General features: G+C 74.8%; 18 protein-coding genes, 1 pseudogene and 2 riboswitches. Of the genes and pseudogenes, 9 read left to right on the forward strand and 10 right to left on the reverse strand.

Translation table 11 applies throughout. The annotated features are described in order from the left end of the window. The first annotated feature begins 116 nt into the window (after positions 1-116). The 4 genes from ACFVYI_RS05090 to ACFVYI_RS05105 all read left to right on the forward strand — a co-directional run bounded on the left by ACFVYI_RS05090 (position 117) and on the right by ACFVYI_RS05105 (position 6,408). The gene (locus ACFVYI_RS05090) at positions 117-731 is read left to right on the forward strand and encodes a GNAT family N-acetyltransferase (RefSeq protein ID WP_387881702.1); all 615 of its coding nucleotides are present in this window, start codon (positions 117-119) and stop codon (positions 729-731) included. 70 nt (positions 732-801) lie between these two features. Next, a complete protein-coding gene (locus ACFVYI_RS05095; protein WP_387881704.1) occupies positions 802-1,560 on the forward strand; it encodes an SOS response-associated peptidase in 759 nt (252 codons plus the stop codon). A gap of 53 nt (positions 1,561-1,613) precedes the next feature. After that, a complete protein-coding gene (locus ACFVYI_RS05100; RefSeq protein WP_387881706.1) occupies positions 1,614-2,309 on the forward strand; it encodes a phosphotransferase family protein in 696 nt (231 codons plus the stop codon). Between the two features lie 217 nt (positions 2,310-2,526). Then, complete coding sequence (locus ACFVYI_RS05105; RefSeq protein ID WP_387881708.1) at positions 2,527-6,408, forward strand: amino acid adenylation domain-containing protein; 3,882 nt, start codon at positions 2,527-2,529, stop codon at positions 6,406-6,408. A gap of 9 nt (positions 6,409-6,417) precedes the next feature. Here ACFVYI_RS05105 and ACFVYI_RS05110 read toward each other — a convergent pair whose 3' ends face one another. Continuing rightward, a complete protein-coding gene (locus ACFVYI_RS05110) occupies positions 6,418-7,182 on the reverse strand; it encodes an MBL fold metallo-hydrolase (RefSeq protein WP_387881710.1) in 765 nt (254 codons plus the stop codon). A 154-nt stretch (positions 7,183-7,336) separates the two neighbouring features. On the opposite strand from ACFVYI_RS05110, the gene ACFVYI_RS05115 reads away from it, so the two are divergent. Next, positions 7,337-8,209, forward strand: coding sequence for a pirin family protein (locus ACFVYI_RS05115; protein WP_387881712.1), 873 nt, complete (start codon positions 7,337-7,339; stop codon positions 8,207-8,209). Between the two features lie 111 nt (positions 8,210-8,320). Further along, complete coding sequence (locus tag ACFVYI_RS05120) at positions 8,321-9,001, forward strand: TetR/AcrR family transcriptional regulator (protein ID WP_387881714.1); 681 nt, start codon at positions 8,321-8,323, stop codon at positions 8,999-9,001. A gap of 16 nt (positions 9,002-9,017) precedes the next feature. On the opposite strand, the gene ACFVYI_RS05125 is transcribed toward ACFVYI_RS05120, so the two are convergent. Next, complete coding sequence (locus tag ACFVYI_RS05125; RefSeq protein WP_387881715.1) at positions 9,018-10,274, reverse strand: styrene monooxygenase/indole monooxygenase family protein; 1,257 nt, start codon at positions 10,272-10,274, stop codon at positions 9,018-9,020. A 139-nt stretch (positions 10,275-10,413) separates the two neighbouring features. Here ACFVYI_RS05125 and ACFVYI_RS05130 point away from each other — a divergent pair, with 139 nt between their 5' ends. Next, entirely contained in the window at positions 10,414-10,971 is a 558-nt protein-coding gene (locus tag ACFVYI_RS05130; RefSeq protein ID WP_387881717.1) for a GNAT family N-acetyltransferase, read from the forward strand. Between the two features lie 134 nt (positions 10,972-11,105). Next, complete coding sequence (locus ACFVYI_RS05135) at positions 11,106-11,894, forward strand: SDR family oxidoreductase (protein ID WP_387881719.1); 789 nt, start codon at positions 11,106-11,108, stop codon at positions 11,892-11,894. A 38-nt stretch (positions 11,895-11,932) separates the two neighbouring features. Here ACFVYI_RS05135 and ACFVYI_RS05140 read toward each other — a convergent pair whose 3' ends face one another. The 8 genes and pseudogenes from ACFVYI_RS05140 to ACFVYI_RS05175 all read right to left on the reverse strand — a co-directional run bounded on the left by ACFVYI_RS05140 (position 11,933) and on the right by ACFVYI_RS05175 (position 23,568). Then, complete coding sequence (locus tag ACFVYI_RS05140; RefSeq protein ID WP_387881721.1) at positions 11,933-12,790, reverse strand: ECF transporter S component; 858 nt, start codon at positions 12,788-12,790, stop codon at positions 11,933-11,935. Continuing rightward, on the reverse strand, positions 12,787-14,430 hold the full coding sequence (locus ACFVYI_RS05145) for an ABC transporter ATP-binding protein (protein WP_387881723.1): 1,644 nt from the start codon (positions 14,428-14,430) through the stop codon (positions 12,787-12,789). The genes ACFVYI_RS05140 and ACFVYI_RS05145 overlap by 4 nt, the downstream gene beginning before the upstream one ends. Then, complete coding sequence (locus ACFVYI_RS05150) at positions 14,427-15,659, reverse strand: CbiQ family ECF transporter T component (protein WP_387881892.1); 1,233 nt, start codon at positions 15,657-15,659, stop codon at positions 14,427-14,429. Before ACFVYI_RS05150 ends, ACFVYI_RS05145 begins: the two co-directional genes overlap by 4 nt. 10 nt (positions 15,660-15,669) lie before the next feature. After that, positions 15,670-16,002 (reverse strand): hypothetical protein, encoded by a 333-nt coding sequence (locus tag ACFVYI_RS05155; RefSeq protein ID WP_387881725.1) that lies wholly within the window; start codon positions 16,000-16,002, stop codon positions 15,670-15,672. 113 nt (positions 16,003-16,115) lie between these two features. Next, a pseudogene (locus ACFVYI_RS05160) lies at positions 16,116-16,854 on the reverse strand (hypothetical protein); the annotation flags it as partial. Between the two features lie 17 nt (positions 16,855-16,871). After that, a complete protein-coding gene (locus tag ACFVYI_RS05165) occupies positions 16,872-18,989 on the reverse strand; it encodes a prenyltransferase/squalene oxidase repeat-containing protein (protein ID WP_387881727.1) in 2,118 nt (705 codons plus the stop codon). Positions 18,990-19,092: 103 nt separating this feature from the next. After that, a riboswitch (cobalamin riboswitch) is annotated at positions 19,093-19,243 on the reverse strand. Between the two features lie 130 nt (positions 19,244-19,373). After that, positions 19,374-21,683: a 5-methyltetrahydropteroyltriglutamate--homocysteine S-methyltransferase gene (metE, locus tag ACFVYI_RS05170; RefSeq protein WP_387881729.1), complete on the reverse strand. Its 2,310-nt coding sequence runs from the start codon at positions 21,681-21,683 to the stop codon at positions 19,374-19,376. 137 nt (positions 21,684-21,820) lie between these two features. Then, positions 21,821-22,043, reverse strand: a riboswitch (cobalamin riboswitch). Positions 22,044-22,149: 106 nt separating this feature from the next. Then, positions 22,150-23,568, reverse strand: coding sequence for a short-chain fatty acyl-CoA regulator family protein (locus tag ACFVYI_RS05175; protein WP_387881730.1), 1,419 nt, complete (start codon positions 23,566-23,568; stop codon positions 22,150-22,152). A gap of 346 nt (positions 23,569-23,914) precedes the next feature. Between ACFVYI_RS05175 and aceA the strand changes: the two genes are divergently transcribed. Continuing rightward, complete coding sequence (gene aceA / locus ACFVYI_RS05180) at positions 23,915-25,207, forward strand: isocitrate lyase (RefSeq protein ID WP_387881732.1); 1,293 nt, start codon at positions 23,915-23,917, stop codon at positions 25,205-25,207. Positions 25,208-25,258: the final 51 nt, after the last annotated feature.

The following is a 25,258-nucleotide window of genomic DNA, read 5'->3' on the forward strand; positions in this document are numbered from 1 at the left end:
GTCCCCCCGCACCGCGCGGGGGGACGGCGCCCGTCCGTGTCCCCTGTCCCGCCCCGCGCACCCGGCACCGTCGTACGCTGACGTTCACCCTCTCCCGGCCTTCCGAAGGTGGCGCAGTGAACCGATCGACCCCACCCGTGACCGTCCGCACCGCGACGTCCGCCGACGTCGACGCGATCGTCGCCACCCTGACGACCGCCTTCTTCGACGACCCGCTCTGGGGGCCGGCGTTCCCCGACCGCGAACGGCGGGCGGCCCAGGCCTCCGCGATGTGGCGCCTGTTCGCCACCTCGGCGCTGCGCTACCCCTGGACGCTGGTGACGGCGAACGTCGAGTCCGCCGCGCTCTGGATCCCGCCCGGCGGCACCGACCTCAGCCCCGAGGAGCAGGAGACCTTCGAGGAGTTCCTGCTCGGCATCACCGACCGGGCCACCGCCGACGGCCTGCTCGACATCCTCGCCATCCTCGAAGCGGCCCACCCGCGGACCGAACCGCACTTCTTCCTGAGCCTGCTCGCCACTCACGGCGACCATCGCGGCCACGGCTACGGCATGGGCCTGCTCGCCGAGAACCTCGCCCGGATCGACGCCCTCGGCGCCGCCGCCTACCTGGAGTCCTGCAACCCCGCCAACAACGAGCGCTACGAACGGGCGGGTTTCCGCGAGCTCGACCGGGTCACCGTCCCCTCCGGCCACGTCGTCTCGACCATGTGGCGCCCGGCCCGCCGCTGAGCGGCCCCCGGCACCGCCCGCCGGCCCGGGTCTGTGGCCCCACCGGCCCGGTGGTGGCAGAGTGGCGCCCATGTGCGGCCGCTTCGTCTCCACCACCACGCCCCAGGACCTGCTCGGCCTGCTCGGGGTGACCGGCTGGACCCCGGCCGAGACCCTCGCGCCGAGCTGGAACGTGGCCCCCACGGACCCGGTGTGGACGGTGCTGGAGCGGGTCGACCGCGAGACGGGCGAACTCGCCCGCCGGCTCCGCCCGGTGCGGTGGGGGCTCGTCCCCTCCTGGTCGAAGGACCCGGCCACCGGCGCGAAGCTGATCAACGCCCGGGCCGAGACGGTGCACGAGAAGCCCGCCTTCCGCTCCGCCTTCGCCAAGCGCCGCTGCGTCCTGCCCGCCGACGGCTACTACGAGTGGGTGCGGGTGGCCGCCGCCGAGGGCCGCAAGGCCTACAAGCAGCCGTACTACCTCCACCCCCGGGCCGGCGGCCCGCTGGTGATGGCCGGGCTGTACGAGTTCTGGCGCGACCGCTCGCTGCCCGAGGACGACCCGGCGGCCTGGCTCACCACCGCCACGATCATCACCACCGACGCCACCGACGCGGCCGGCCGGGTCCACGACCGGATGCCGCTCACCATCGGCCCGGACGACCTCGACGCCTGGCTCGACCCCGAACACACCGACCCGGCGGAACTGCGGCGGCTCCTGCACACCCCGGCCGGCGACGAACTCGCGGTCCGGCCGGTCTCCACCGCCGTCAACAGCGTCCGCAACAACGGCGCCGCCCTGCTGGAGCCCGTACCGGACCCGGTGGGCCACGGCGACGGACCGGGCTAGGAGCGAGCGAGCGCGGGCGCGGTCCGGAATCCGGGTGGCCGCAGCGCGGCGCCGTGACCGATGATCTCCGGATGCGCCCGTTGAAGCACGGCTACACCAACCGCACCGTCGGCGACGGGGCGGTGGTGGAGAAGACCTACCGGGGCCCCGACGCGGATCTCCGGCGTGCACGGGAGTACGCCTGGCTGACCCGGCTGCGGGGGACGCTGCCCGTGCCCCCGGTGCACGGCCTGGCCGACGGGACCCTCACCCTCGGGTTCGTGGCCGGCACGCACGGCCAGGAGCTGATGGCGTCGGGTCGTGCGGCGCAGGTCCTGGCGGCCTGCGGGACGCTGCTGCGCCGCCTCCAGGAGACCGCCCCGAGCCTGCTGGGAGCGGATGCGCAGGAGGGCGGCAAGGTGCTGTGCCACGGTGACTTCGGGCCCAACAACCTGCTCCTGGACCCGGAGACCTGCCAGGTCACCGCCCTGGTCGACTGGGAGTTCGCGCACCTCGGCGACCCGGTCGAGGACCTGGCCTGGTGCGAGTGGATCGTGCGGACGCACCACGCCGAGCACCGCGGCGAACTCGTCCACCTCTTCGAGGCCTACGGCCGGCCGGTGCCGGCGTGGCCGGTCCGCCGGGCCGCCATGGTGGCCCGGTGCGCCGCCCTCGAACGGTTCTGCCGCCGCCACGAGCCGGACGGCCCCGGGGTGAGGCAGTGGCAGGAGCGCGGCGCCGCGACCGCGGGCTGGCAGGAAGGCACCTGACGGGTGCGCGAACGGGAGCCCGGCCGCGCCGCCGGGACCAGCGGCCCGGCTCCGGGCGCGGCGCCCGGGACATGACCCGGGCGTCACCGGACCGCGACCGGGTGGAAGAGACGGCCCGTGCCCCAGGCGGCCGGGACAGCGGGCGGCGGAGCTTGGGTGACAGGCCCGGTACGCCGGGCGACGTCAGCCGCCTTCGCCACCCGATGGGGATCCCACCATGTCCGCACAGTCCGTGCAGCTCACCGTCCACGACACCCGCCGCGCCCGAAACCTGCCCGACCTGCTCGACCTGCAGGTCACCGCCCGGCCGGACGCCGTCGCCGTGACCGGCGGCGGCACACGGCTCAGCTACCGGGAACTCGCGGCCGCCGCCGCCGCACTGGGCGCCCGCCTGCACCACCTCGGAGTGGGGGCCGACGACTGCGTCGGCCTCTACGTCGACCCCTCGCCGGAGCTGATGGTGGGGGCCTGGGGAATCCTCCACGCCGGGGCCGCCTACCTGCCGCTCTCCCCGGAGTACCCGGAGGACCGGATCCGCTACATGATCGAGGACAGCCGGACCGGGGTGATCGTCACCCAGGAGCACCTGCGCAGCCGGCTGGCCGAGCTCGCGCCGCCGGGCACCCGGATCGTCACCTGCGCCGACCCGCACGACATCCACGAGGTGCACGAGGCCGGGGCCGACGGCGCCGCCCACCCGTTCCCGCACCAGAGCCAGGGCCCGGGCGACCCGCCGCCGAGCCCCCGGCCGGAGTCGCTCGCGTACGTCATCTACACCTCCGGCAGCACCGGCCGGCCCAAGGGCGTGATGATCGAGCACCACAGCATCGTGTCCCAGCTGCGCTGGCTGGTCGCCCGCGGGCACCTCGGGACGGACGCCACCGTGCTGCAGAAGACGCCGATGAGCTTCGACGCGGCGCAGTGGGAGATCCTGGCGCCCGCCGGCGGCGCGCACGTGATCATGGGCGCGCCGGGCGTCTACCGGGACCCGGAGGCCCTGATCGACACCGTCCGGGAGCACGGGGTGACCACGCTGCAGTGCGTGCCCACCCTGCTCCAGGCGCTGCTGGACACCGAACGCCTCGGCAGCTGCGACACGCTCCGGCGGCTGTACTCGGGCGGCGAGGCGCTCTCGCGCCGGCTCGCCCGCGCCCTGGCCGCCGAGCTGCCGCGGGCCACGCTGGTCAACCTGTACGGGCCGACCGAGTGCACGATCAACGCGACCGCCCACCTCGTCGACGCCGCCGCCGTGGGCGAGGACGCCGGGTCGGTGCCGATCGGGGTGCCGGTCGACCGCACCCACTGCTTCGTCCTCGACGGGGAGCTGGCACCGGTGGAGCCGGGCGCGACCGGCGAGCTCTACATCGGCGGCGTCCAACTCGCCCGCGGCTACCTGAACCGGCCCGATCTGACGGCGGAGCGCTTCGTCGCCTCGCCCCACCTCCCGGGCGAACGCCTGTACCGCACCGGGGACCTCGCCCACTGGAACCCGGACGGCACGCTCCAGTGCGCCGGCCGGGTGGACAACCAGGTCAAACTGCGGGGCTACCGGGTCGAGCTGGACGAGATCGCGCTCGCCATCGAGGAGCACACCTGGGTCCGCCGGGCGGCGGCGATCGTCACCGACGACCCGCGGACGGGCCACCGGAACCTGGTGGCGTGCGTCGAGCTGAACCCCAAGGAGGCGGCCCTGATGGACCAGGGGAACCACGGCGGCCACCACCAGTCCAAGGCGAGCCGGCTCCAGGTCCGGGCGCAGTTGTCCGACCCGGGCGTGCGGGACGCCGACGAGCTGGCCGGCCGGCCGGTGGTGGCGCTGCCCGGCAAGCGGGAGAGCGCGCGGCAGCGGCGCGAGACCTTCGCCCGCAAGACCTACCGCTTCTACGAGGGCGGACCGGTCACCCGGGACGACCTGCTGGCGCTGCTCGCCCCGCCCGCCGTGCCGGGCCCCGGCGCCCCGGGCCCCGCGCCAGGCCTCGCCGAACTGGGCGGGACACTGCGGTGGTTCGGGCAGTTCCACAGCGCCGAGCGGCTGCTGCCGAAGTACGCCTACGCCTCCCCCGGCGCGCTGTACGCCACCCAGCTGTACCTGGAGACGGGCGGCGGCGACGGGCTCGACGCCGGCGTGTACTACTACCACCCGGTCGAGCACACCCTGGTGCGGGTCGGCGACGGCGCCGGGGGCCCGGGCCTCACCGTCCACTTCCTCGGCAAGCGGCGTGCGATCGCGCCGGTGTACCGGAACAACATCCTGGAGGTGCTGGAGTTCGAGGCCGGCCACATGGTGGGCGTGTTCGAGGAGGTGCTGCCCGACCACGGGCTGGACATCCGGCCGCTCGGCATCCTGCCGTCCGTCCGGGCCGGGCTGGACGTGGCCGAGGAGGACCACTACCTCGGCTCCTTCGGGATCGGCCCCGCCGACGGCCGGCCGCGGCCGGACCGCACCGAGTTCTACGTCCAGGCCCACCCCGGGGGCGTCGAGGGCCTGCCCGCCGGCCAGTACCGCTACGCGGACGGCGCGTTGACGCGGATCTCGGACGAGCTCGTGCGGTCGAGGCACGTGATCGCGATCAACCAGCAGGTGTACGAGCGGGCCGGCTTCGGCATCACCGCCGTCAGCCGGGCCGACGAGCCGTGGCTGGAGTACCTCGGCCTGGGCACGGCCCTGCACCGGTTGCAGCGCCGCGGCGTCGACCTCGGCCTCGGGTTCATGTCCGCCGGCTACAGCTCGAAGTCCGGGCACCCGCTGCCGGCCGCGCGGCGGATCGACGCCGTGCTGGCCTCCTGCGGGATCGAGCCGGGCCCGTCGTACTTCTTCCTCGGCGGGAGGGTGAGCGGGGAGCAGATCCACAGCGAGGGCATGATCGAGGACGCCGTCCACATGAAGGGCCCGGCCGAGATCGTCCGGGACGAACTGGCCGCCGTCCTGCCCCACTACATGCTCCCCAACAAGGTCCTCGTCCTGGACGAGCTGCCGCTGACCGCCAACGGCAAGGTCGACGCGAAGGCCCTCGCCGCGAGCGCGGCGGTCCGCGGCACGGACGCGGGCGGCCCGCACGTCCCGCCGTCGACGCCGACCGAGCACCGGCTCGCCGCGGCCTGGGGCGGTGCGCTGCGGTACGAGGACGTCTCGGTGGAGGACGACTTCTTCTCCGCCGGCGGCAACTCGCTGATCGCCGTGGCGCTGATCAACCGGCTCAACCGGGAGTTCGGCACCCGGCTGCCGCTGCAGGTCCTCTTCGAGAGCCCGAAACTGGCCGACCTGGCCGCCCGGATCGACGACGACGCGGGCGAGCCCGGGTCGCGGCTGGTGCCGCTGCACCGCGGGGGCGCCGGCGGCCCGGTGTTCTGCTGGCCGGGGCTCGGCGGCTACCCGATGAACCTGCGCCTGCTCGGGCGCACCGTGGGCCGGCCGTTCTACGGCATCCAGGCGCACGGCATCAACGCCGGTGAGACGCCGTACCCGACGATCCGGGAGATGGCCGCGGCCGACCTCGCGGAGATCCGCCGGGTGCAGCCCGAGGGCACCTACACCCTGTGGGGCTACTCCTTCGGCGCCCGGGTCGCCTTCGAGACGGCCTGGCAGCTGGAGCAGGCCGGCGACCGGGTGGCGGACCTGCTGCTGATCTGCCCCGGCAACCCCGAGCTGCGCCGGGGCGACGGCGAGCGGCACGGGCGCGAGGCCTCGTACCGCAACCCCGCCTACGTGGCCATCCTCTACTCGGTCTTCGCCGGCTCGGTCGCCGGGCCCGACCTGGACGCGTGCCTGGCCGAGGCGCACGACGAGGACGGCTTCACGGCCTTCGTCCACCGGATCCTGCCGGAGCTCGGCGAGGAGTTGATCCGCCGGATCGCCCGGATCGTCGGGGAGACCTACGAGTTCGACTACAGCTTCGGCGAACTCGCGCGGCGGCGGCTGGACGCCCCGGTGACCATCGTCAAGGCCGCCGGCGACGACTACTCCTTCATCGAGGGGAGTTCCGGCTACTCGGCCGCGCCGCCGACCGTGCTCGAACTGGCCGGCGACCACTACGGCGTGTTGCGGGAGCGGGGCATCACCGAGTTGGTCACCGCGATCCTGTCCCGGCCGGTCGGCTGAGGCCGACGGTCAGAGCGCCTCGGGCGAGCCGGGTGGCAGCCTCCGCAGCCGCCCGGCCAGGTCGGGGGCGGCGAACGCCTCGGCGATGCGGTCCGGGTCCTCGACGAAGTGCTCCCAGGACTCGAAGTGCAGCGGGACCACCTGGCGGGCACCGAGCGTCCGGGCCAGTTCGGCGCCCTCGGCCGCACTGAGCGAGAAGGCGAGGTCCCCGGTGGCGGGGAAGTGCGCGTCACCGAGGTGCAGGAAGGCCGTGTCGACGGTGAAGCGCTCGCCGATCTCGTCCAGGGCGTCGTGGCGGGTGGTGTCGCCGGAGATGTAGAGCGTGCCGCCCTCGTACTCCACCACGAAGCCGGTGACCGGGCCGGTGACCGGCTCGGTGCCGGCCGGTCCGTGCCGCGCCGGGGTCGCGGTGACGGTGACGGTGGTCGCACCGGCGGTGCACCGCACGCTCTCCCAGGTGGCGAGGCCGGTCGCCGCGCCGCCCAGCCGCTCGGCGGCCTCGGGGGTGGTGAGCACCCTCCCGGCCCGGCCGAGCACCTCCCGGCCCGCGCGGTCGAGGTTGTCGGCGTGCTGGTCGTGGGAGAGCAGGACGAGGTCGATGGGCGGTAGGTCCTCGGCGCCGAGCGCGGCACCGGCGGTGCGGCGCAGCGGGCGGGCGGCCGGGTAGTCGGCGGGGGCCCGGTCCAGCGCGGGATCGGTGAGGACGGTCAGGTCGCCGATCCGCAGCAGGACGGTGGCGGTGCCGAGGTAGGTGGCGGTGACCGGGACGGCCATGTCGGACGCTCCTTCGACGGTGCTGGACGGGAGGGGAGGTGACGGCCGCTCGGTGAAGCGGCGCGACACCGAGAAACTAAACCGATCAGTTCATTGAGTCAACCAAACGGTTCAGTCTTGACAGTGAACTGAATCGTGTAGTTCATTTGAGCCCATGACCACCACCACCGCCACGCGGTCCACCGTCCGAGTCGCCCGCCCCGTCCACACCCACGAGGGCGCGGGCTTCCCGGTCCGCCGCCCCTTCCCCACCGCCGACCTGCCCTTCCTCGACCCGTTCCTGATGGTCGACCAGGTCGGCCCGGTGGAACTCGCACCGGGCGAGGCCAAGGGCGCCCCGCCGCACCCGCACCGCGGCTTCGAGACCATCCAGTACGTGATCGCCGGCGACATCGCGAACGCCGACTCGCGGGGCCACCACGCCGTCGTCCGCGCCGGCGGCGTGCAGTGGCTCACCGCCGGCTCCGGGATCGTCCACGAGGCCCTGCCCACCGAGGAGTTCCTCGCCGCGGGCGGGCTGCAGCACATGCTGCAGATCTGGGTCAACCTGCCGGCCCGCCTCAAGACGCTCCCGCCGCAGAGCCAGAACGCCGAGGCCGCCGACCTGCCCGTGGTGACCACCGACGACGGCGCCGAACTCACCGTCCTCGCCGGCAGCACCCACGGCGTCACCGGGCCGTTCGCGACCCAGACCCCGGTGCTCGTCGTGCACGCCCGCCTGCCGGCCGGCGGTCGGGCCGAGTTCACCGCCCCCGTCGGCCACAACGCCATGCTGTACGTCATGTCCGGCGAGGCCGCCACCCCCGACGCGCAGCTCCCGGACGGCCACCTCGCGGTGCTCGCCCGGGACGGCGAGCGCTTCGGCGTCGAGGCCCCGGGCGGGGCGGCCGAGGTCCTGGTGCTGGCCGGCGAGCCGATCGGGGAGCCGGTGGCCCGCAGCGGGCCCTTCGTGATGAACACCGTCGCCGAGCTGCACCAGGCCCAGCGGGACTTCGGCCTCGGCCTGATGGGGCGGCTCCCCCGGTGAACCCGGCCCGACCCCCCCGGTCGGCCGGCCCCGCCGCCTTTGCGTACCGAACCGTTCAGTTCATACACTGGGGCACCCCGCAGCCAGGACCAGAACCCCGAGGACACCGCCATGGGCGCCGACACAGCGGACGCGACGGACGAGTACGGCATCCCGATCATCCCGGACCCCACCGACGCCGCCCAGCGCAAGCGCCGCGCGATCATCGACGCGGCCCTCACCGAGTTCCTCGCCGAGGGCTACTCCGCCGCGTCCATGGACGTGATCACCAGCCGATCCGGCGTCTCCAAGGCGACCATCTACAAGCACTTCGGCAGCAAGGAGCGCCTGTTCCTGGCCGTCATCGGCGGTGTGCTGCCCACGACCTACGCCGGGCTCGAATCCTGCACCTCCACCCTCGTCCGGGCCCCCGACCTGCGGGCGGCCCTGATCGACCTCACCACCGCGTGGGCCCGCGTCCTGCTGCGACCCGACATCATGTCGCTGCGCCGGCTGGTCATCGGCGAGACGGAGCGCTTCCCGCAACTGGGCCGGCTCTGGTACCGGCTCAGCTACGACATGATCAACGGGCCGCTGACCGAGGCCTTCACCGAGCTGGACCGGCTCGGGAGGCTGACCGCCCCCGAGCCGGAACTCGCCGTCCAGCAGCTGGTGGCCGTCACCCTCGGCGTCCCCCAGCTGATGACGACCTTCGCCTCCGACACCGTGCTCGACGACGCGCACCTGGCCGCCCTGATCGACTCCGGCGTGGACCTCCTGCTCGCCCGGTACGCGGGGCGCGCCGAGGCCTGACCGGAGCGCGGCGAGGTCACCCGGGTCGGTCCTCGTCCCGGCCGACCGAGGCCAGGTAGGCCGCGGTCGACTCCGGGGTGGCGAGCCAGGCGGCGTAGTCGTCCGGCTCGGCATAGGTGTTGGCCAGCCGGCGGGCCACCGCCGGGTGCTCCGCGGCGGCGGCGAAGACGCCCTGCAGGTGGTCCGGCATCGCCAGCATCGTGGCCGTGAAGTCGACGGTGTGGCGGGCGTGCCGTCGCCAGAACCGCTCGAAGGTGTCGTGCATCCACTCGGGCGTGAACGGTGCCCCGCCGCGCTCGGTGATCGCCCGCAGATAGGCGTCCGCGGCCCGGGCGGCACTGTTCGCGCCCTGGCCGGTGATCGGATCGTTCAGCACCACCGCGTCGCCGATGCCGAGCACGTGGACGTCCCCGGCGCCCCCGTCCAGCCGCGCCACCGGCCGGCGGACCGTCGGGGTGAGCGCCCCGTACAGGCCGGCCCCCGCGTCGGTCGGCTCGGCGGCGCTCCACAACTCGGCCTCCCACGGCAGGTACGCGCCCAGCACCTCGCGGATCCGGGCCAACTGCGCGGCGGGGCCCGGGCGGTCGGGGAAGCAGTCCAGCGGTCCGCCGGGCACCGCCTCCCAGAGCAGGATCGCGCACGGCCCCGAGAGGGTCAGCGCCGGCTGCAGGTACAACTCCCCCAGGCCGGGCAGGGCGTGCATCCGCGCGCTCGGTTCCGTCGCCGGATCGGGCGAGCCGACCCCGTGGACGTAGAGGCAGGACAGCGCCCGCTGCGGGGCGTCGTGCGGCGAGCGCCGCGCGTCCCGCTCGAAGATCCCGGCGAGTTCGCCCCGGCCGGCGGCCACCACCGTCAGTTCGTGCCGCTCGGCGAGCTCCCGCAGGCCCGCGCGGTCCAGGGTGCGGCACTCGACCCGGCCGCCGCGCTCGGCGACCAGCTCCAGCCAGCGGGCCGTCTTCAGCCGCTGGTCCACCGACTGGGCCGGCTCGTCGAGCGTCATGGTGAACTCCAGCGCCCGCACCCCCGGCGGCGCCGCGAGCACCGAGCGGACGGACGAGACCGCGGGCGCCTCCCCGGCCCACTCGTCCAGCCCCGCCGCCCGCTCGATCCGCAGCGCCGGGCCGAACATCGCCTGGGTGGAGAGCACCGGACCGCCGCGCACCTGCGCCGCGGTCCGCGCCGCCACCAGCGTCACCCCGTACCCGCCCGCGAGCAGCCCGAGCGCCAACTGCAGGCCCGCCTGGCCCGCTCCGACAACGGCGATCCGACGCATGAGAACCCTCCGGGGAAGAAGGATCTGATGGTAGGTCAGTCGGGCGTCCCGGGCCCAGTGGGTCGCCGCCCCGGGGAGCGATCCGCACCGGCTCCCAATTCACTGGTGCGATCACCCGCGCCCCTGGTAGCAATGTGACATGCTACATAACGCCAAGATCGCTCTCCGGGCCAGACACGAGGCCGACATCCCCGTCCTGCAGGCCGAGCTGTACGACGACGTCGTCACCCGCTCCCGCGCCGACTCCCGCCCCTGGCAGCCCATTTCGCCGGGGGCGGCCGAGTCCCCGTACGCGGTCTCCGCCCCCTCGGAGGAGGCGGCCTGCTTCTCCGTCACCACCCTCCCCTCGGGCGAGCTGGCCGGCGAGGCCCTGCTGTGGGGCATCGACACCCACAACCGCACCGCCCACCTGGGCATCTCCCTGCGCCCGGCGTTCCGCGGCCGGGGCCTGGCCCGCGAGGTCGTCACCCTGCTGTGCCACTACGGCTTCACCGTCCGCGGACTGCACCGCCTCCAGGTCGACACCCTCGCCGAGAACCTGCCGATGATCGCCGCCGCGACCCGCGTCGGCTTCACCCTCGAAGGCACCCTGCGCCGCTCCGCCTGGACGTACGGCGCGTACAGCGACGAGGTCGTGCTCGGCCTCCTCGCCGAGGAGTGGACCACCCCGGGTGACCTGGCGGCCGGCCCGGCCTGACCGGCCCGCCCTCCCCGCCGGGCGCGGGGACCGGACGCCCGGATGCGACCCGGGGGCTTTGCTGCGAGGGTTCCAGCGTGGGCCCCGCCCGACCGGGCGGGGCGGGACCGGGCGGCGCGCTGGAGGAGTCGGTGATGGACCTGCACCTGTCGGGCAAGGCGGCCGTGGTCACCGGGGCGGGCAAGGGCATCGGCCTCGCCGTCACCCGGGCGCTCGCCGCCGAGGGCGTCAGCGTGCTGGCCGCCTCCCGCACCGTGACCGAGGACCTCGCCGGCCTCAGCCGCAGTTCCGACGTGCTGCCCCTGCAGGTGGACCTCACCGCCGTGGACGGTCCGGCCCGGGCGGTCGACGAGGCGGTCTCCCACTTCGGCGGGCTCGACCTGCTGGTGAACAACGTCGGCGCCGTCCGCCCGCGCCCAGACGGCTTCCTGTCCGTCACCGACGTCGACTGGGAGCAGGCGCTGGCGGTCAACTTCCTGACCGCCGTCCGCACCACCCGCGCCGCGCTGCCCCACCTCCTCGAACGGGGCAGCGCCGCCGTCGTGACCATCAGCTCGGTCAACGCCGCACTGCCCGACCCGGCGGTCATCGACTACAGCGCGGCGAAGGCGGCGCTGGCCAACTTCTGCAAGTCCCTCTCCAAGGAGGTCGCCGCCCGGGGCGTCCGGGTGAACACCATCAGCCCCGGCCCGGTCGAGACCGCCCTGTGGCTCGGCACCGAGGGCGTCGCCGCGACCGTCGCGAAGTCCGGTGGCGGCAGCGCCGAGGAGGTCGTCCGGCGGGCCGCGGCCGAGTCGGCCACCGGACGCTTCACCCGGCCGGAGGAGGTCGCCGACCTGGTCCTGTGGCTCGCCGGCGACCGCGCCGGCAATGTGACCGGCGCCGACTTCCGCATCGACGGCGGGTTGATCACCACCCTCTGACGGCCCCGACGCGGCGACGCGGGGTCGTGGGGTCGACGTCAGACCCGGCCCCCGGCGGCGGCACCGGGCAGGTCGCGAGCGGCGGCCCCGGAGTCGTCCGGGCCCTCGAAGCGCACCGTCGGCTCGAAGTTGGCCCGCCGGGCCGCGCGGCGGAAGACGGTGAGCACCGCGGGGCCGACGACGAGCACCGCGACGAAGGTGGTGACGGCGCGCCCGGTGTCCCAGCCGAGCGAGGTGGCCAGGTCGAAGAGCAGGTAGCGGTGCCACTGCTCGGTGAAGGGCAGCCCGGGCAGATAGGCGATCGAGCTGTTCGGGTCGGTCGAGAACGGCCAGAACGAGAGGTTCAGCAGGAAGCCGAAGAGGTACCCGGAGCCCGCGCCGTACACGGCCAGCATCGGCACCTCCCAGCGGCGCCGGAGCTTCGGCAGCAGCCCGGCGAGCATGCCGACGAAGGCGCAGCCGAACATCTGGTACGGCATCCAGGGGCCGACACCGCCGGTGAGGAGGGCGGAGGCGAACAGCGAGGTGCAACCCAGGGTGAAGCCGAAGCCGGGGCCGAAGACCCGCCCGGCGAGGACGAGGACGAAGAAGACCGTCTCCACCCCGGCCGTCCCGGCACCGAGCGGGCGCAGGCCCGCGTTGACGGCCGACAGCACGCCGAGCATCGCGAGGGCCTTGGCGTCGATGCCGCCGGCCGAGATCTCGGCGACGACCACACCGAGCACCAGGATCAGCAGGGCGCCGAAGATCAGCGGCGGAGCGTAGGAGGACCCGAACTTCCCGGGCGCGACGACGAACGGCCAGGTGAAGGCGACCAGCCCGATGAACGCGGCCAGCGCCACGACGATGCGGGCCCGGCCGGGGATCCGGACGGCGACGCGGGTGGTGGTCGTCACCGGACGGCCTCCGCCGGTGCGAGGGCCGCGGCGACCTGGCGGGTGGTCAGATAGGGCAGCGGGGCGAGGATCTTGGCGGTCTGCGGGGCGAAGGTGGGCGAGGCGACGATGACCTCGGCGGTCGGGCCGTCCGCGACAACCTCGCCCTCGGCCATCACCACCACCCGGTCGGCGGCGGAGGCGACGAACTCGACGTCGTGGGTGGAGACCACCACGGTGCGGCCCTCGGCGGCGAGCGCGTCGACGATGCCGGTCAGCGACTCCTTCGCCTGGTAGTCCAGACCGCGGGTGGGTTCGTCCAGCAGGACCACCCGGGGGGCGGCGGCCAGCTGGATCGCCAGGACCAGGGCCAGCTTCTGGCCCTCGGAGAGGTCACGGGGGTGGGTCTCGTCGGGGATGCCGGGGGCCAGCCGGTCCAGGATCCGCCGCGCGGACGGGCCGGTGCCGAGGTCGGCCTCCCGGTCGCTCTGCGCCAGCTCCTGGGCCACCGACTCCAGGTACAGCAGGTCGGTCGGGGTCTGCGGGACGAGGCCGACCAGGCGGCGGGCCTCGGCGGCCGAGGTCCGCTTGGGATCCCGGGCCGGTTCGCCGTCGGCGCGGGCGACCTTGACGGCGCCCCCCTGCCGGGGGCCGGAGCCCTGGAGGGCCCAGAGCAGGGACGACTTGCCGGAGCCGTTGCGGCCCATCAGCGCGGTGACCTGACCGGCCCGCAGCTCCAGGGAGACCTCCCGGACGGCGGTCACCGGCCCGTAGCGGACGACGATCCGCTCGGCGGTCAGCACCGCCTCCCCCGCGACGGGTGCGCGGCGCGGCGCCGGGGCGGGGCGGGCGGCCAGCCGCTCCCGGAGCGGGGCGGCGGCGCGGCGGGCGTCGCGCACGGACAGCGGCAGCGGGCGCCAGCCGGCCAGCCGGCCGAGGTCGACGACGGGCGGCGCGATCGCGGTGCCCCGGAAGACCTCGGCGGGCGGCCCGTGCACGACGGTGCCGTCGCCGGGCAGGTAGGCGACCTTGTCGGCGTACTGGACGACCCGCTCCAGGCGGTGCTCGGCGAGCAGCACGGTGACGCCCAGGTCGTGGACCAGTCGGGTGATCGCGGCGAGCACCTCCTCCGCGGCGGTCGGGTCCAGTGCGGAGGTCGGCTCGTCCAGGACCAGGACGCGGGGGTGGGCGGTCAGCACGGAACCGATGGCGACGCGCTGCTGTTGGCCGCCGGAGAGCTCGTACAGCGCGCGGTGGCGCAGATCGGCGAGGCCCAGCAGGTCGAGGGTCTCCTCGACGCGCTTGCGCATGACGTCCGGCGGTACGGCCAACTGCTCCATCGCGTAGGCGAGCTCCTCCTCCACCGTGTCGGTGACGAAGCCGGCCAGCGGGTCCTGCCCCACCACGCCCACCACGTCGGCCAGTTCGCGCGGCGGGTGGTGCGCGGTGTCCCGGCCGTCGACGCTCACCCGGCCGCGCAGGGTGCCGCCGGTGAAGTGCGGCACATGGCCGTTGACGGCGCCGAGCAGCGTCGACTTGCCGACACCGGTGCGGCCCACCACCAGGCAGAGTTCGCCCTCCGGGATGTGCAGGTCGACATCGCGCAGCACGGGGGTGGTCCGGCCGTCGTACACCACGGCGACCTGGTCGAATCGGATCACTTGGTCACCTCGGTGTGCGGGCGGTCGGTGTCGGTGCCGCGGGTCTCCCGTGCGGGAGCGGCCGGGCGCTGCCCGGGGAGCACCACGGGTCCGGGCGAGCGGCCGGGCGGCGGCGCGATGGCCCCGGCGGCGCCGGCCAGCAGCAGCGCGAGCACCGGGACGATCGGCAGGCTCGGCCAACTCAGCGGATAGAGGGAGGGGTTGAGGTCTGTGGCGGCGTAGCCGACCGTCCCGAACAGCAGGACGGCGGCGGCCACGCCGCAGCCGGCGACGCCCCACTCGGCGGCCCGCCAGCGGTCCGGCCGGTAGGTGGTGCGCCGTACCCGACGGCCACCGAGCGCCAGGCCCGCGATGCACAGCAGGGCGCCCGCGAGCAGCGCGGGGAGCCCCAGGGCGGCGGGGGCGGTGCCGTCCAGGAGTCCGTACACCCCGGCGCAGAGGCCGCACATGCCGAGCAGCATCAGGGCGCCGGTCATCCGCCGGGAGCGGCGGGTCGCGGTGCCCGAGCGTCCGTAGCCGCGCGAGTCCATCGCGGCGGCCAGGTGCAGCGAACGCTCCAGCGCGTCCTCCAGCACGGGGACGACGATGCTGCGCAGCGCGCGGACGCCCCTGCTCCGACCGGCGCGCAACCGCCGTGCCCGGGCCACCCGTTGGACGCTCTGCACCAGCTGCGGGGCGACGCTGAGCGACACCGTCACGGCGACGCCGAGCTCGTACAGGGCGCCGGGCAGGACGCGCAGGGCCCGCTTGGGGTTGGCCAGGGTGTTGGCGGCGCCGATGCAGCAGATCAGACAGGCCAGGCGCAGCCCGTCGAAGGCCGCGGACAGGGTCGCCTCCAGGGAGACCGGTCCGCCGAGCTGGATGCCCGCGTACCAGGCGGGCGTGGGGATGTGCGGCAGCGAGAAGAGCAGGTGGTCGTGCGGGGTGATGCCGGTGGCGAAGACGCACCGGAAGACCACCCGGATCGCCACCACGGTCAGGGCCACCCACAGGTAGTAGGTGAACCCGCGTGCCCACGGGGCCTCGGTACGGCGGGCGGTGACCACATAACCGAGCACGGCGAGGACGAGGAGGAGCAGCAGCGGGTTGGTGGTGCGGCTGGCCGCGGTCGCCAGTGCGAGCGCCCAGGTCCACCAGGCCAACGGGTGGAGGTTGCGCGGGCTCCGCCGGCCCCCCGCGGCCCGCCCGGGGGCGGGGGTCGGGGAGCCGGCGGAGCGCTTGTCGAGCATGGTCACCGGATCACTCGGCCTGTCGTCGGCGCCGGCGCGCGGTGACCACGGTGGCCACGCCGAGCGCCACCACCAGGGCGGTCCCGACCACGGCGGGGACCATCGATCCGGCGTCGTGCGGGGCGTCGGCGGCCGGGGCCGCGTTCACCACCACGGGGCCGCCGGCGAGCACGGAGGGGGCGGGGCTCCCGGTGACCGTCGGCGCCGCACCGGTGGTGTCGGTGGCCGGCGGGGTCTCCGACGGCTGGGTGTCCGAGGGCTGGGCGGAGGGCGTCTCGTCGGACGTGGCGGGGGTCTCGGGCTCGGGGGTGGCCGGTGCGGGCACGTCGGCCGGCGGGCTCACCGGTGGGGTGCGGCCACCCGTACCGCCGGACGAACCGCTCGTCCCGGCGGCCGCGGGCGGTCGCTTCGTCCCCCCGGTGGTTGCGCCCGAACTGCCGCCGGTGCCACCGGTCATGGAGCCGGAGCCGGTGCCACTGGCTCCGGCACCGCCCGCGGTGCCGGAGCCGCCGCTCGTACCACCGGCGCTCGTACCACCCGCACCCGTGCCACCGCTGGTCGTACCACCCGCACCCGTGCCACCGGTACCGCCGGTGGACCCCGACCCGCTGCCGCCCGCCGTACCGCCGCCGGCCGGCGGCGGGGTGACGGCCGAGCCGCCGCCCGGCGTGGTGTTGTGCGCCCGCACGGTGTCGGGCGAGAAGGTGGGGCGCCCCTCGGTGCCCTCGATGTTGGTGCCACCGAAGATCCACAGGTCGACGCTGCCGGGTTTCGGCTGGAAGCTCATCGCGCCGAGCTGGCTGTAGGACCAGCTGTTCTCCCCCGGGTCGGCGTGCCAGTACGACCAGTAGGCCGCGGCCGGGGGCGTGAGGACGCACTTCTCCTGGTCCGGGGTGGGGTACTGCTTGCCGCCCTGGAAGCCGCTGTAGCCGATGCGGCAGATGAAGGCCGGGCCGTCGTGCCCCGTCCCGGTGGTCTTCCAACCGCCCTGGTTGAGCAGGGTGTGGCCGGTGGTCGGGGTGGTGCCGCAGGAGCGCAACAGCGGGCCGCCCCACTTGCCGAAGTCCACCGCGAGCACCACGCCGGAGGTGGTGGTGCACTGTTCGATCGGCAGCGGGGTCGCGGCCGCCGGGGCGGCGCCCGCCCCGACCCCGCCGAGGGCCAGGGCGAACGTCACGCCGGCGGCTCCGAGCAGCCGGCCGATCCGCCGGATCACCGGTGCCGCCCCGGGCCGGCGGCCGAGCGGCGGCGGGTGGCGAGGACGGCTGCGGCGCCGGCGGCGGTCAGCATTCCGGCGGCCAGGGCCAGGCCCAGGGCGTCGGTGCCGGTCCGGGCGAGGCTGTCGCCGTCCGCGCGGACCACGGGGGCCGCGACGCCGGCACCCGCGTCCCGCACGGGCGCGCCGTTGCCGCCGGGGGCGTGGGCAGCGGGCACCCGGGCCGCGGGGTTGCCCCCCGCCGCGTCGCCGGTGGGCGCCGGGACGACCGTGGACGTACCGGCGGGCACGGGGGTACCGGTGCCCGTCGGGGACGCGGTCGGGGTGGGCGAGCCGGTACCCGTCGGCGTTCCGGTCGCGGTGGTGGTGGGCGTGGGCGTCGCCGTGGCGGTGGCCGTGGCCGTGGCCGTGGGCGTCGCCGTGGCCGTGGCCGTGGGCGTCGGTGTGCCGGTGGCGGTGGCCGTCGCAGTCGCGGTAGGCGTCGGCGTCGGCGTGCCGCCGAGGTCCCGGTGCAGCGTGCCGAAGGAGATCCCGGTGGTGCCGCCGAGCGCCTGGGTGGAGGCGCGGACGTCCGAGCCCTGCTGGCCGGCGGAGGCGACGTTGAAACCGCCGTCGCCGTTCTGCCGGCCCGCCAGGAAGTCGCGCGCCTTGGCGATCTGCCCGCTGTAGGCGGACTGCCGCAGGGTCATGCCCTGGACGGCGAGGGCCGCCGAGTTGGTCGAGTCACCGGCCGCGCCGGGGAAGCCCCCGTCGGCCAGCTGCCGGCCGGCCAGCCAGGCCAGCCCCTTGTCGACCGCCTGCGCGGCCTCGTCCCCGGGGACGAGCGCGAACGCCATCACGGCCATCGCGGTGCTGTCCACGTCGGAGTCGCCGGTGGCGGGGATCAGGCTCGGCCAGGAGCCGTCGGCGTGCTGGAGGCTCTTCAGGTAGCCGATCGGAGCGGCGGCGTTCGCGGTGTCGCCGGCCCGCAACTGGGCCATGATGCCGAGCGACTGGGAGAACACCGAGGTGGCCCAGGTGTAGTTGCCGGCCGCCTCGCAGCCGGTGTCCGGGGCGGGCCGGGCGCAGACCGCCAGGGCCAGGGCGGCGATCAGGTCGTGGCCGCCGAAGGCCCGCGGATCGCGGCCGACGGCCTCGGCGAGCAGCGCCTCCTTGCCGATCGAGCCGCCACCGGCGTACTCGGTGCCGATGCCGGTCCAGTCGTTGACGGTGCGGTCACCCGCGTCCTTGCCCTGCTGGTCCAGGAAGTCGACGATCCTGCGCAGGGCGGCGTCGTCGGTGCCGGTCGCGGCGAGGGCGTAGGCGCCGTCGATGGTGAGGCCGAAGTCGGCGAAGCTCGGGAAGGCCTCGTAGTAGTCGCCGTCGATCAGGTGCGCCGGGTCGGTCAGGTAGGCGCTGCCCCTGGCCAGGTCGGGGGTCTTCCCGGCGGGCGGGGTCGGCGTCGTGGTGGCGGGGTCGCCGGTGGCGGGCGGCGGGCCGGTCCGGCTCGGGAAGGGCGAGGACGGCGAGCGGGACGCGGACGGCGAGGCGGACGGCGAAGGGCCGCTGTTCTTGGCGCGGACGGAGTCCGGGGTGAAGGTCGGTGCCCCGCTGGTGCCGCCGACGTCGGTGCCGCCGTAGACCCACGCCTCGACCTCGCCGGGCTCGGGCTTCTGCGAGCCGGCCCCGAACCGGCTGTAGGACCAGGACTGTTGGCCGGCCTCGGCGATCCAGTACGACCAGTACGCGGTGGCCTGCGGGGTGTTGACGCAGGTCTCCTCGGCGGCGGTCGGGTACTGGGTGCCGCTGTCGAAGGTCCCGTTGCCGAGCCGGCAGATGAAGGCCGGGCCGTCGTGCTCGGTGCCGGTGGTGGTGAATCCCGCGGCGTGCAGCAGGTTCATCCCGGTGGTGGGGTGGGCGTCGCAGCCGCGCACGACGCCGCCGCCCCAGTGGCCGAAGTCGACGGCGACGATCGCGCCGGTCGTCGCGGTGCACTCCTCGATCGGGTCGGCTGCGGCGCTCCCGGGGTGCCCGAGCAGCACGGCGCCACCCGCGGCGACCGCGACGGCCCCGGTGACCAGCAGGGACGCGAGGTCCCGGCCTCTGTGACGTGTGCGACTGCTGCTGACCCTCACCGGCGGCTCCCTGGTCGGTCGACGCGGGAACGACGGCGCAGCCGGCGGCCCCCGCCGTGGGGGGCTGCCCGGACCGCGTCGTAGTCCGCGACGACGCATGTGTTGCTGACGAACTCCACGGCGCAGGCATTCCGGCTCATCCACCCCGGAGGGCGGATCTACGGTTGCGGGTCAGCGCCGGAGTTGGACCGGCTTCCCCTGACTGCCGAGGATGAAAAACGGTTCATCAGACCACGCAGGCGGAAGCACCGTCAACGAGTCGTCATGTCGCCTTCGCCACTTGAAGAGCACGGGCGCGACCTACCTGAAGTTCCTCCCGGCGGCCGGTGCCGGGACGGGTGCGGCCGCAGCGGTCGCCCCCGTCCCGGCGCACTGATCGGCCGGTCAGCCCGCCAGCTCGGCGCGGACCACCCGGGCGGCCTCCACCAGGTGCTCCAGCGAGGCGCGGGTCTCCGTCCAACCGCGGGTCTTCAGACCGCAGTCGGGGTTGACCCAGAGCCGCTCCGCCCCAATCGCGGCCAGCCCGGCCCGGAGCAGCGAGGCCGCCTCCTCGGTGCTCGGCACCCGGGGCGAGTGGATGTCGTAGACGCCCGGACCGACCTCACGCGGATAGCCGGCCTCGGCGAGCTCGTGGGCGACCTCCATGTGCGAGCGGGCCGCCTCCAGGGAGATCACGTCCGCGTCGAGCTCGTCGATGGCGGTCATGATCGCGCCGAACTCGGCGTAGCACATGTGGGTGTGGACCTGGGTGTCGGCGCGGACGCCGGAGGTGGAGAGCCGGAACGACTCGGTGGCCCACTCCAGGTAGCCGGGGCGGTCGGCCGCCCGCAGCGGCAGGGTCTCGCGCAGCGCCGGCTCGTCGACCTGGATGACGGACGCGCCGGCCGCCTCCAGGTCGGTCACCTCGTCCCGCAGGGCCAGGGCGACCTGCCGGGCGGTGTCGCCGACCGGCTGGTCGTCCCGGACGAAGGACCAGGCGAGCATGGTGACCGGGCCGGTGAGCATGCCCTTGACCGGACGGTCCGTCAGATCGGCGGCGTAGCGGTACCAGTCGACGGTCATCGGGTGCGGGCGGGAGATGTCGCCGGCCAGCACCGGCGGGCGGACGTAGCGGGTGCCGTAGGACTGCACCCAGCCCTGCTGGGTCGCCAGGTAGCCGGTCAGCTGCTCGGCGAAGTACTGCACCATGTCGTTGCGTTCCGGCTCGCCGTGCACCAGGACGTCGATGCCCGCCTTCTCCTGGTAGGCGATCACCTCGCGGACCTCGGCCCGCATCCGGTCCTGGTAGGTGCCGTCGTCGATGCGCCCGGCCCTCAGGTCCGCCCGGGCGACGCGCAGCTCGGCGGTCTGCGGGAAGGAGCCGATGGTGGTGGTCGGCAGCAGCGGCAGGTTCAGCCGGGCCCGCTGCGCCACGGCGCGCTCCGGGTAGGCCTGGGCGCGGCGGGCGTCCTCGGGGGTGGTGGCGGCGACCCGGGCCCGGACGGCCGGGTCGTGGGTCAGCGCGGACGCGGCGCGGGAGGCCAGGTCCGCGCGGTTGGCGGCCAGTTGGGCCGCGATGGTGTCCACTCCCTCGCGCAGGCCGCGGGCGAGGACGGTGATCTCCTCGGTCTTCTGGCGGGCGAAGGCGAGCCAGCGGGCGACCTGCGGGTCGAGGTCGCGCTCGGCGTCGGCGTCGAGCGGCACGTGCAGGAGCGAGCTGGACGGCGCGACGTCCACCCGGCCGGCCAGGCCGAGCAGCGTGCCCAGGGTGGCGAGGGACTTCTCCAGGTTGTTGATCCAGATGTTGCGGCCGTCCACCACGCCCGCGACCAGGCGCTTGCCGGGCAGGCCGCCGACGGCGGCGAGGTCGTCCAGGTTGGCGGCGCCCGGGCCGGTGAAGTCCAGGCCGACGCCCTCGATCGGGGCCTTGGCCAGGACGGGGAGGGCCTCGCCGAGGCGGTCGAAGTAGGTCGCGACCAGGATGCTCGGCCGGTCGGTGAGCGCCCCCAGCTCGCGGTAGACGCGGGCGGCGGCGTTCAGCTCGGCCGGGGTGCGGTCCTGGACCAGGGCCGGCTCGTCGAGCTGGACCCACTCGGCGCCCGCGGCGCGCAGGTCGGCGAGGAGTTCGGCGTAGACGGGCAGCAGCCGGTCCAGCAGGGTGACCGGCTCGAAGTCGGCGGCCACGCCGGGGGCGGGCTTGGCGAGCAGCAGGTAGGTCAGCGGCCCGACCAGCACCGGCCGGCCGCGGTGGCCCTGTTCGAGGGCCTCGCGCAGTTCGGCGACCGGCTTGGCGGAGTTGGCCGCGAACACCGTGCCCGGGCCCAACTCGGGCACCAGGTAGTGGTAGTTGGTGTCGAACCACTTGGTCATCTCCAGCGGCGCGACGTCCTGGGTGCCGCGGGCCATGGCGAAGTACCCGTCCAGCGGGTCGGCCTCGACGGCGGCGCGGTGGCGGGCCGGGATCGCGCCGACCGCGACCGTGGTGTCCAGCACGTGGTCGTAGAGCGAGAAGTCGCCGGTGGGGACTTCGGTGACGCCCGCCTCGGTCAGCCGGCGCCAGTTCTCACGGCGCAGTCCGGCGGCGGTGGCGTGCAGGGCGGCGGCGGTGACGCGGCCGGCCCAGTACCCCTCGACGGCCTTCTTCAGCTCCCGGTTGGCACCCTGCCTCGGGTAGCCGTACACGGTGGCCTGGGGGGTGGTGGAACTCGGTGACACGGAACTCTCCTTCGCGAGTCGCGCTGCGATCCCGGGAGAGCACGACGGCGTGGAGGTACGACAGTGGGGGCACGGCACCAGGATGGGCCCGCCCGCTCCGCCGACCCGCCCTCGAGGTCACCGAGATCACCGCGTGCGGGGTGCACGCGGGCAGTGGCAGGTCTTCGGACTCGCGGGCACGTCCACCTCTGATCGAGGCGGACACCTACTGGCCGTCGCTTCCCGGGCCCGTCTGGGCCCAGTGCATGTGACGGCGGTCGTTCCCACTCACCGCTGCGGGGCAGTCCCGGATTCCCACCGGGTTCCCTCTTGCGACGCCATGGCTGGAGGACATGGCGAACCGACTGCACCGCCCACCCTAGGCCCATCGACGGCGCCGCGTCAGCGATTGTCCGGATCGCGGATGGTGGCGTGGGCAGCGCCCGGACCGCACCGTCGGAGCGGCCCGGACGGCCCCCGGCCCCGCTCAGTCGCCCGGCCGGGCCGCCGGTTCGACCCGGACGGGGTAGGGCACGAAGGTGCTGGTGTGCTCGTCGACCGCCAGCGGGAGGCCGACCGCGGGCGCGGCCCGCTGCGGGCAGGCCGGGCGTTCGCACACCTTGCAGCCGAGACCGATCGGGGTCGCGGCCGCCTCGTCCCCGAGGTCGAGACCGGCGGAGTACACCAGCCGCCCGGCGTGCCGCAGTTCGCAGCCCAGGCCGATGGCGAAGGTCTTGCCCGGCCGCCCCCAGCCACCCGGTGAGCGGGACACCGCCCGGGCGGTCCAGAGGTAGCGCCGCCCGTCGGGCATCGCGGCGACCTGGACGTGCACCCGGCCGGGGGCGGCGAAGGCCTCGTAGACGTTCCAGAGCGGGCAGGTGCCGCCGGTGCGGGAGAAGTGGAAGTCGGTCGCGGACTGGCGCTTGGAGACGTTGCCGGCCCGGTCGACCCGGACGAAGGAGAACGGCACCCCGCGCAGCCGGGGCCGCTGGAGCGTGCTGAGCCGGTGGCAGACCGTCTCGTAGCCGAGTCCGAAGTGGTCGGCGAGGTGCTCGATGTCGTAGCGCGCCGCCTCCGCCTCGGCGTGGAAGACCCGGTAGGGCAGGACGAGCGCGGCGGCGAAGTAGTTGGCCAGGCCGATCCGGGTCAGTGACCACGCGGTCGACCCCGGTGCGCTGTCCTGGGCAGCGAGTTCACCGAGCAGGGCGTCGTGTTCCAGGTAGGCCAGCTGGGTGGCCATCCGGAACGCCTGCTGGCCGGGGCGCAGCCGGTCGGAGAGCCGCAGCACCCGGCCGGCCGGGTCGTACGTGTGCAGGCTCTCTCCCCCGGTGGCCAGCCGGACGTGGTGCGCGGCCGCGAGCCGCTCGGCGAGGACCGTCCTGACCCCGCCCCGCCTCAGCCCGATCCCTTCGGCCAACTCCTCTGCGGCGATGTCGAGTTCATGGACGTAGTTGCGGCGGCGGTAGAAGAACTCGCGGACCAGCTCGTGCGGTGTGCGGGCCGTGTCGGCGACCGGGCCGCGGTCCCCGGTGAGGACGGCGAGCTGCTCGGCGGCGGCCCGGCGGCCGCGGCCCAGGTCCATCAGTACCCGGGCCACGGCGGGCAGTCGGGCGGCGAGGTCGTCCAGGTCGCCCGGGGTGAGGCGGCCGGCGGTGAGCTCCTCGCCGAGCGAGTCGCGCAGCTCGGCGGTGAGCCGGGCGGTGTCCGGCGGCGCGAAGTACCCGGCGTCGACGCCGAAGGCCTCGGTGAGGCGCAGCAGCACCGGGACGGTGAGCGGGCGGGCGTCGTGCTCCAGCTGGTTGAGGTAGCTGGGGGACAGTTCGAGCAGCCGGGCGAGCGCGGCCTGGCTGAGCCCGCGGTCCTCGCGCAGCCGGCGCAGCCGCGCGCCGGCGAAGGTCCTTCCCATCCGGTCGTCTCCCCTTGCCCTCGACCCGTCCGGTGCCCGGCAGCATAGCCGCACGTCCGACCCCGGGACCCTTCGCAGGCTTCGCAGATTCGCAGGATTCGCTTCGCAGAAGTTGGCCGCCGTCCAGCGGTGACGGCACGAACCGGGGGTGCCAGAGTCGGTGCTGCGGCCGGAAGGCGCACCACGAACCACCCTCTTCGCCGGGCACTTGGGGCCCGGCGGCGGGGGCCCTGGGGGCAACCACGTCCCGGCGGCGCAGGCCGCCCGCCCGGCGCCCCGGCCGCACCTCCACCCGCGCGGTGAAGACCCTCACACCCTTCGCAACGAGCATTCCCGGGAGCGGATCATGACGCAGTCGGTTCGGCAGCAGCAGGAGCAGCAGGCGGCGGAGCTGGCCGCCCGGTGGGCGTCCGACCCCCGCTGGGCGGGTGTCGAGCGCAGCTACCCGGCGGCCGACGTGGTCCGGCTGTCCGGGACGGTGCGCGAGGAGCACACGCTGGCCCGGCGCGGCGCCGAGCGGCTCTGGAAGCAGCTGCACGAGCAGGACTACGTCCACGCGCTCGGCGCGCTGACCGGTGGTCAGGCCGTGCAGATGGTGAAGGCCGGGCTCCAGGCGATCTACCTGTCCGGCTGGCAGGTCGCCGCGGACGCCAACCAGGCCGGCCAGACCTACCCGGACCAGAGCCTCTACCCGGCCAACTCGGTGCCCCAGGTGGTGCGGCGGATCAACAACGCGCTGCTGCGGGCCGACGAGATCGACGCCGCCGAGGGCAACGACGGCCCGGACTGGCTGGTGCCGATCGTCGCCGACGCCGAGGCCGGCTTCGGCGGCCCGCTGAACGCCTTCGAGCTCACCAAGGGCATGATCGCGGCCGGCGCCGCCGGTATCCACTACGAGGACCAGCTCGCCTCCGAGAAGAAGTGCGGCCACCTCGGCGGCAAGGTGCTCGTCCCCACCGCCCAGCACGTCCGCACCCTCAACGCGGCCCGGCTGGCCGCCGACCTGGCCGACGTGCCGACCGTGATCGTGGCCCGCACCGACGCGCTCGCCGCCAACCTGCTGACCACGGACGTGGACGAGCGCGACGCCCGGTTCTGCACCGGCGAGCGCACCGCCGAGGGCTTCTACCGGGTCGAGCCGGGCATGGCGCCGGTGATCTCGCGCGGCCTGGCCTTCGCCCCGTACGCGGACCTGCTCTGGGTGGAGACCGGCACCCCGGACCTCGCCCAGGCGCGCGAGTTCGCCGAGGCCGTCAAGGCGCAGTACCCGGACAAGATGCTCGCCTACAACTGCTCGCCGTCGTTCAACTGGAAGGCCGCCCTGGACGACGACCGGATCGCCAAGTTCCAGCGCGAGCTGGGCGCGATGGGCTACCGCTTCCAGTTCATCACGCTGGCCGGCTTCCACGCGCTGAACCACTCGATGTTCCAGCTCGCCAAGGGCTACGCGGAGCACGGCATGACCGCCTACGTCGACCTCCAGGAGGCCGAGTTCGCCGCCGTCGCGGACGGCTACACCGCGGTGAAGCACCAGCGCGAGGTCGGCACCGGCTACTTCGACGCGATCAGCACCGCGCTCAACCCGAACGCCGAGACGCTCGCCCTGACCGGCTCCACCGAGGCCGAGCAGTTCCACTGAGCCGACCCGGCGGCCGGCCCCCACGACGGGACCCCGGCCGCCCGTGACCCT

Source organism: Kitasatospora sp. NPDC058218, from assembly GCF_042882445.1.
Taxonomy (GTDB): Bacteria; Actinomycetota; Actinomycetes; order Streptomycetales; family Streptomycetaceae; genus Kitasatospora.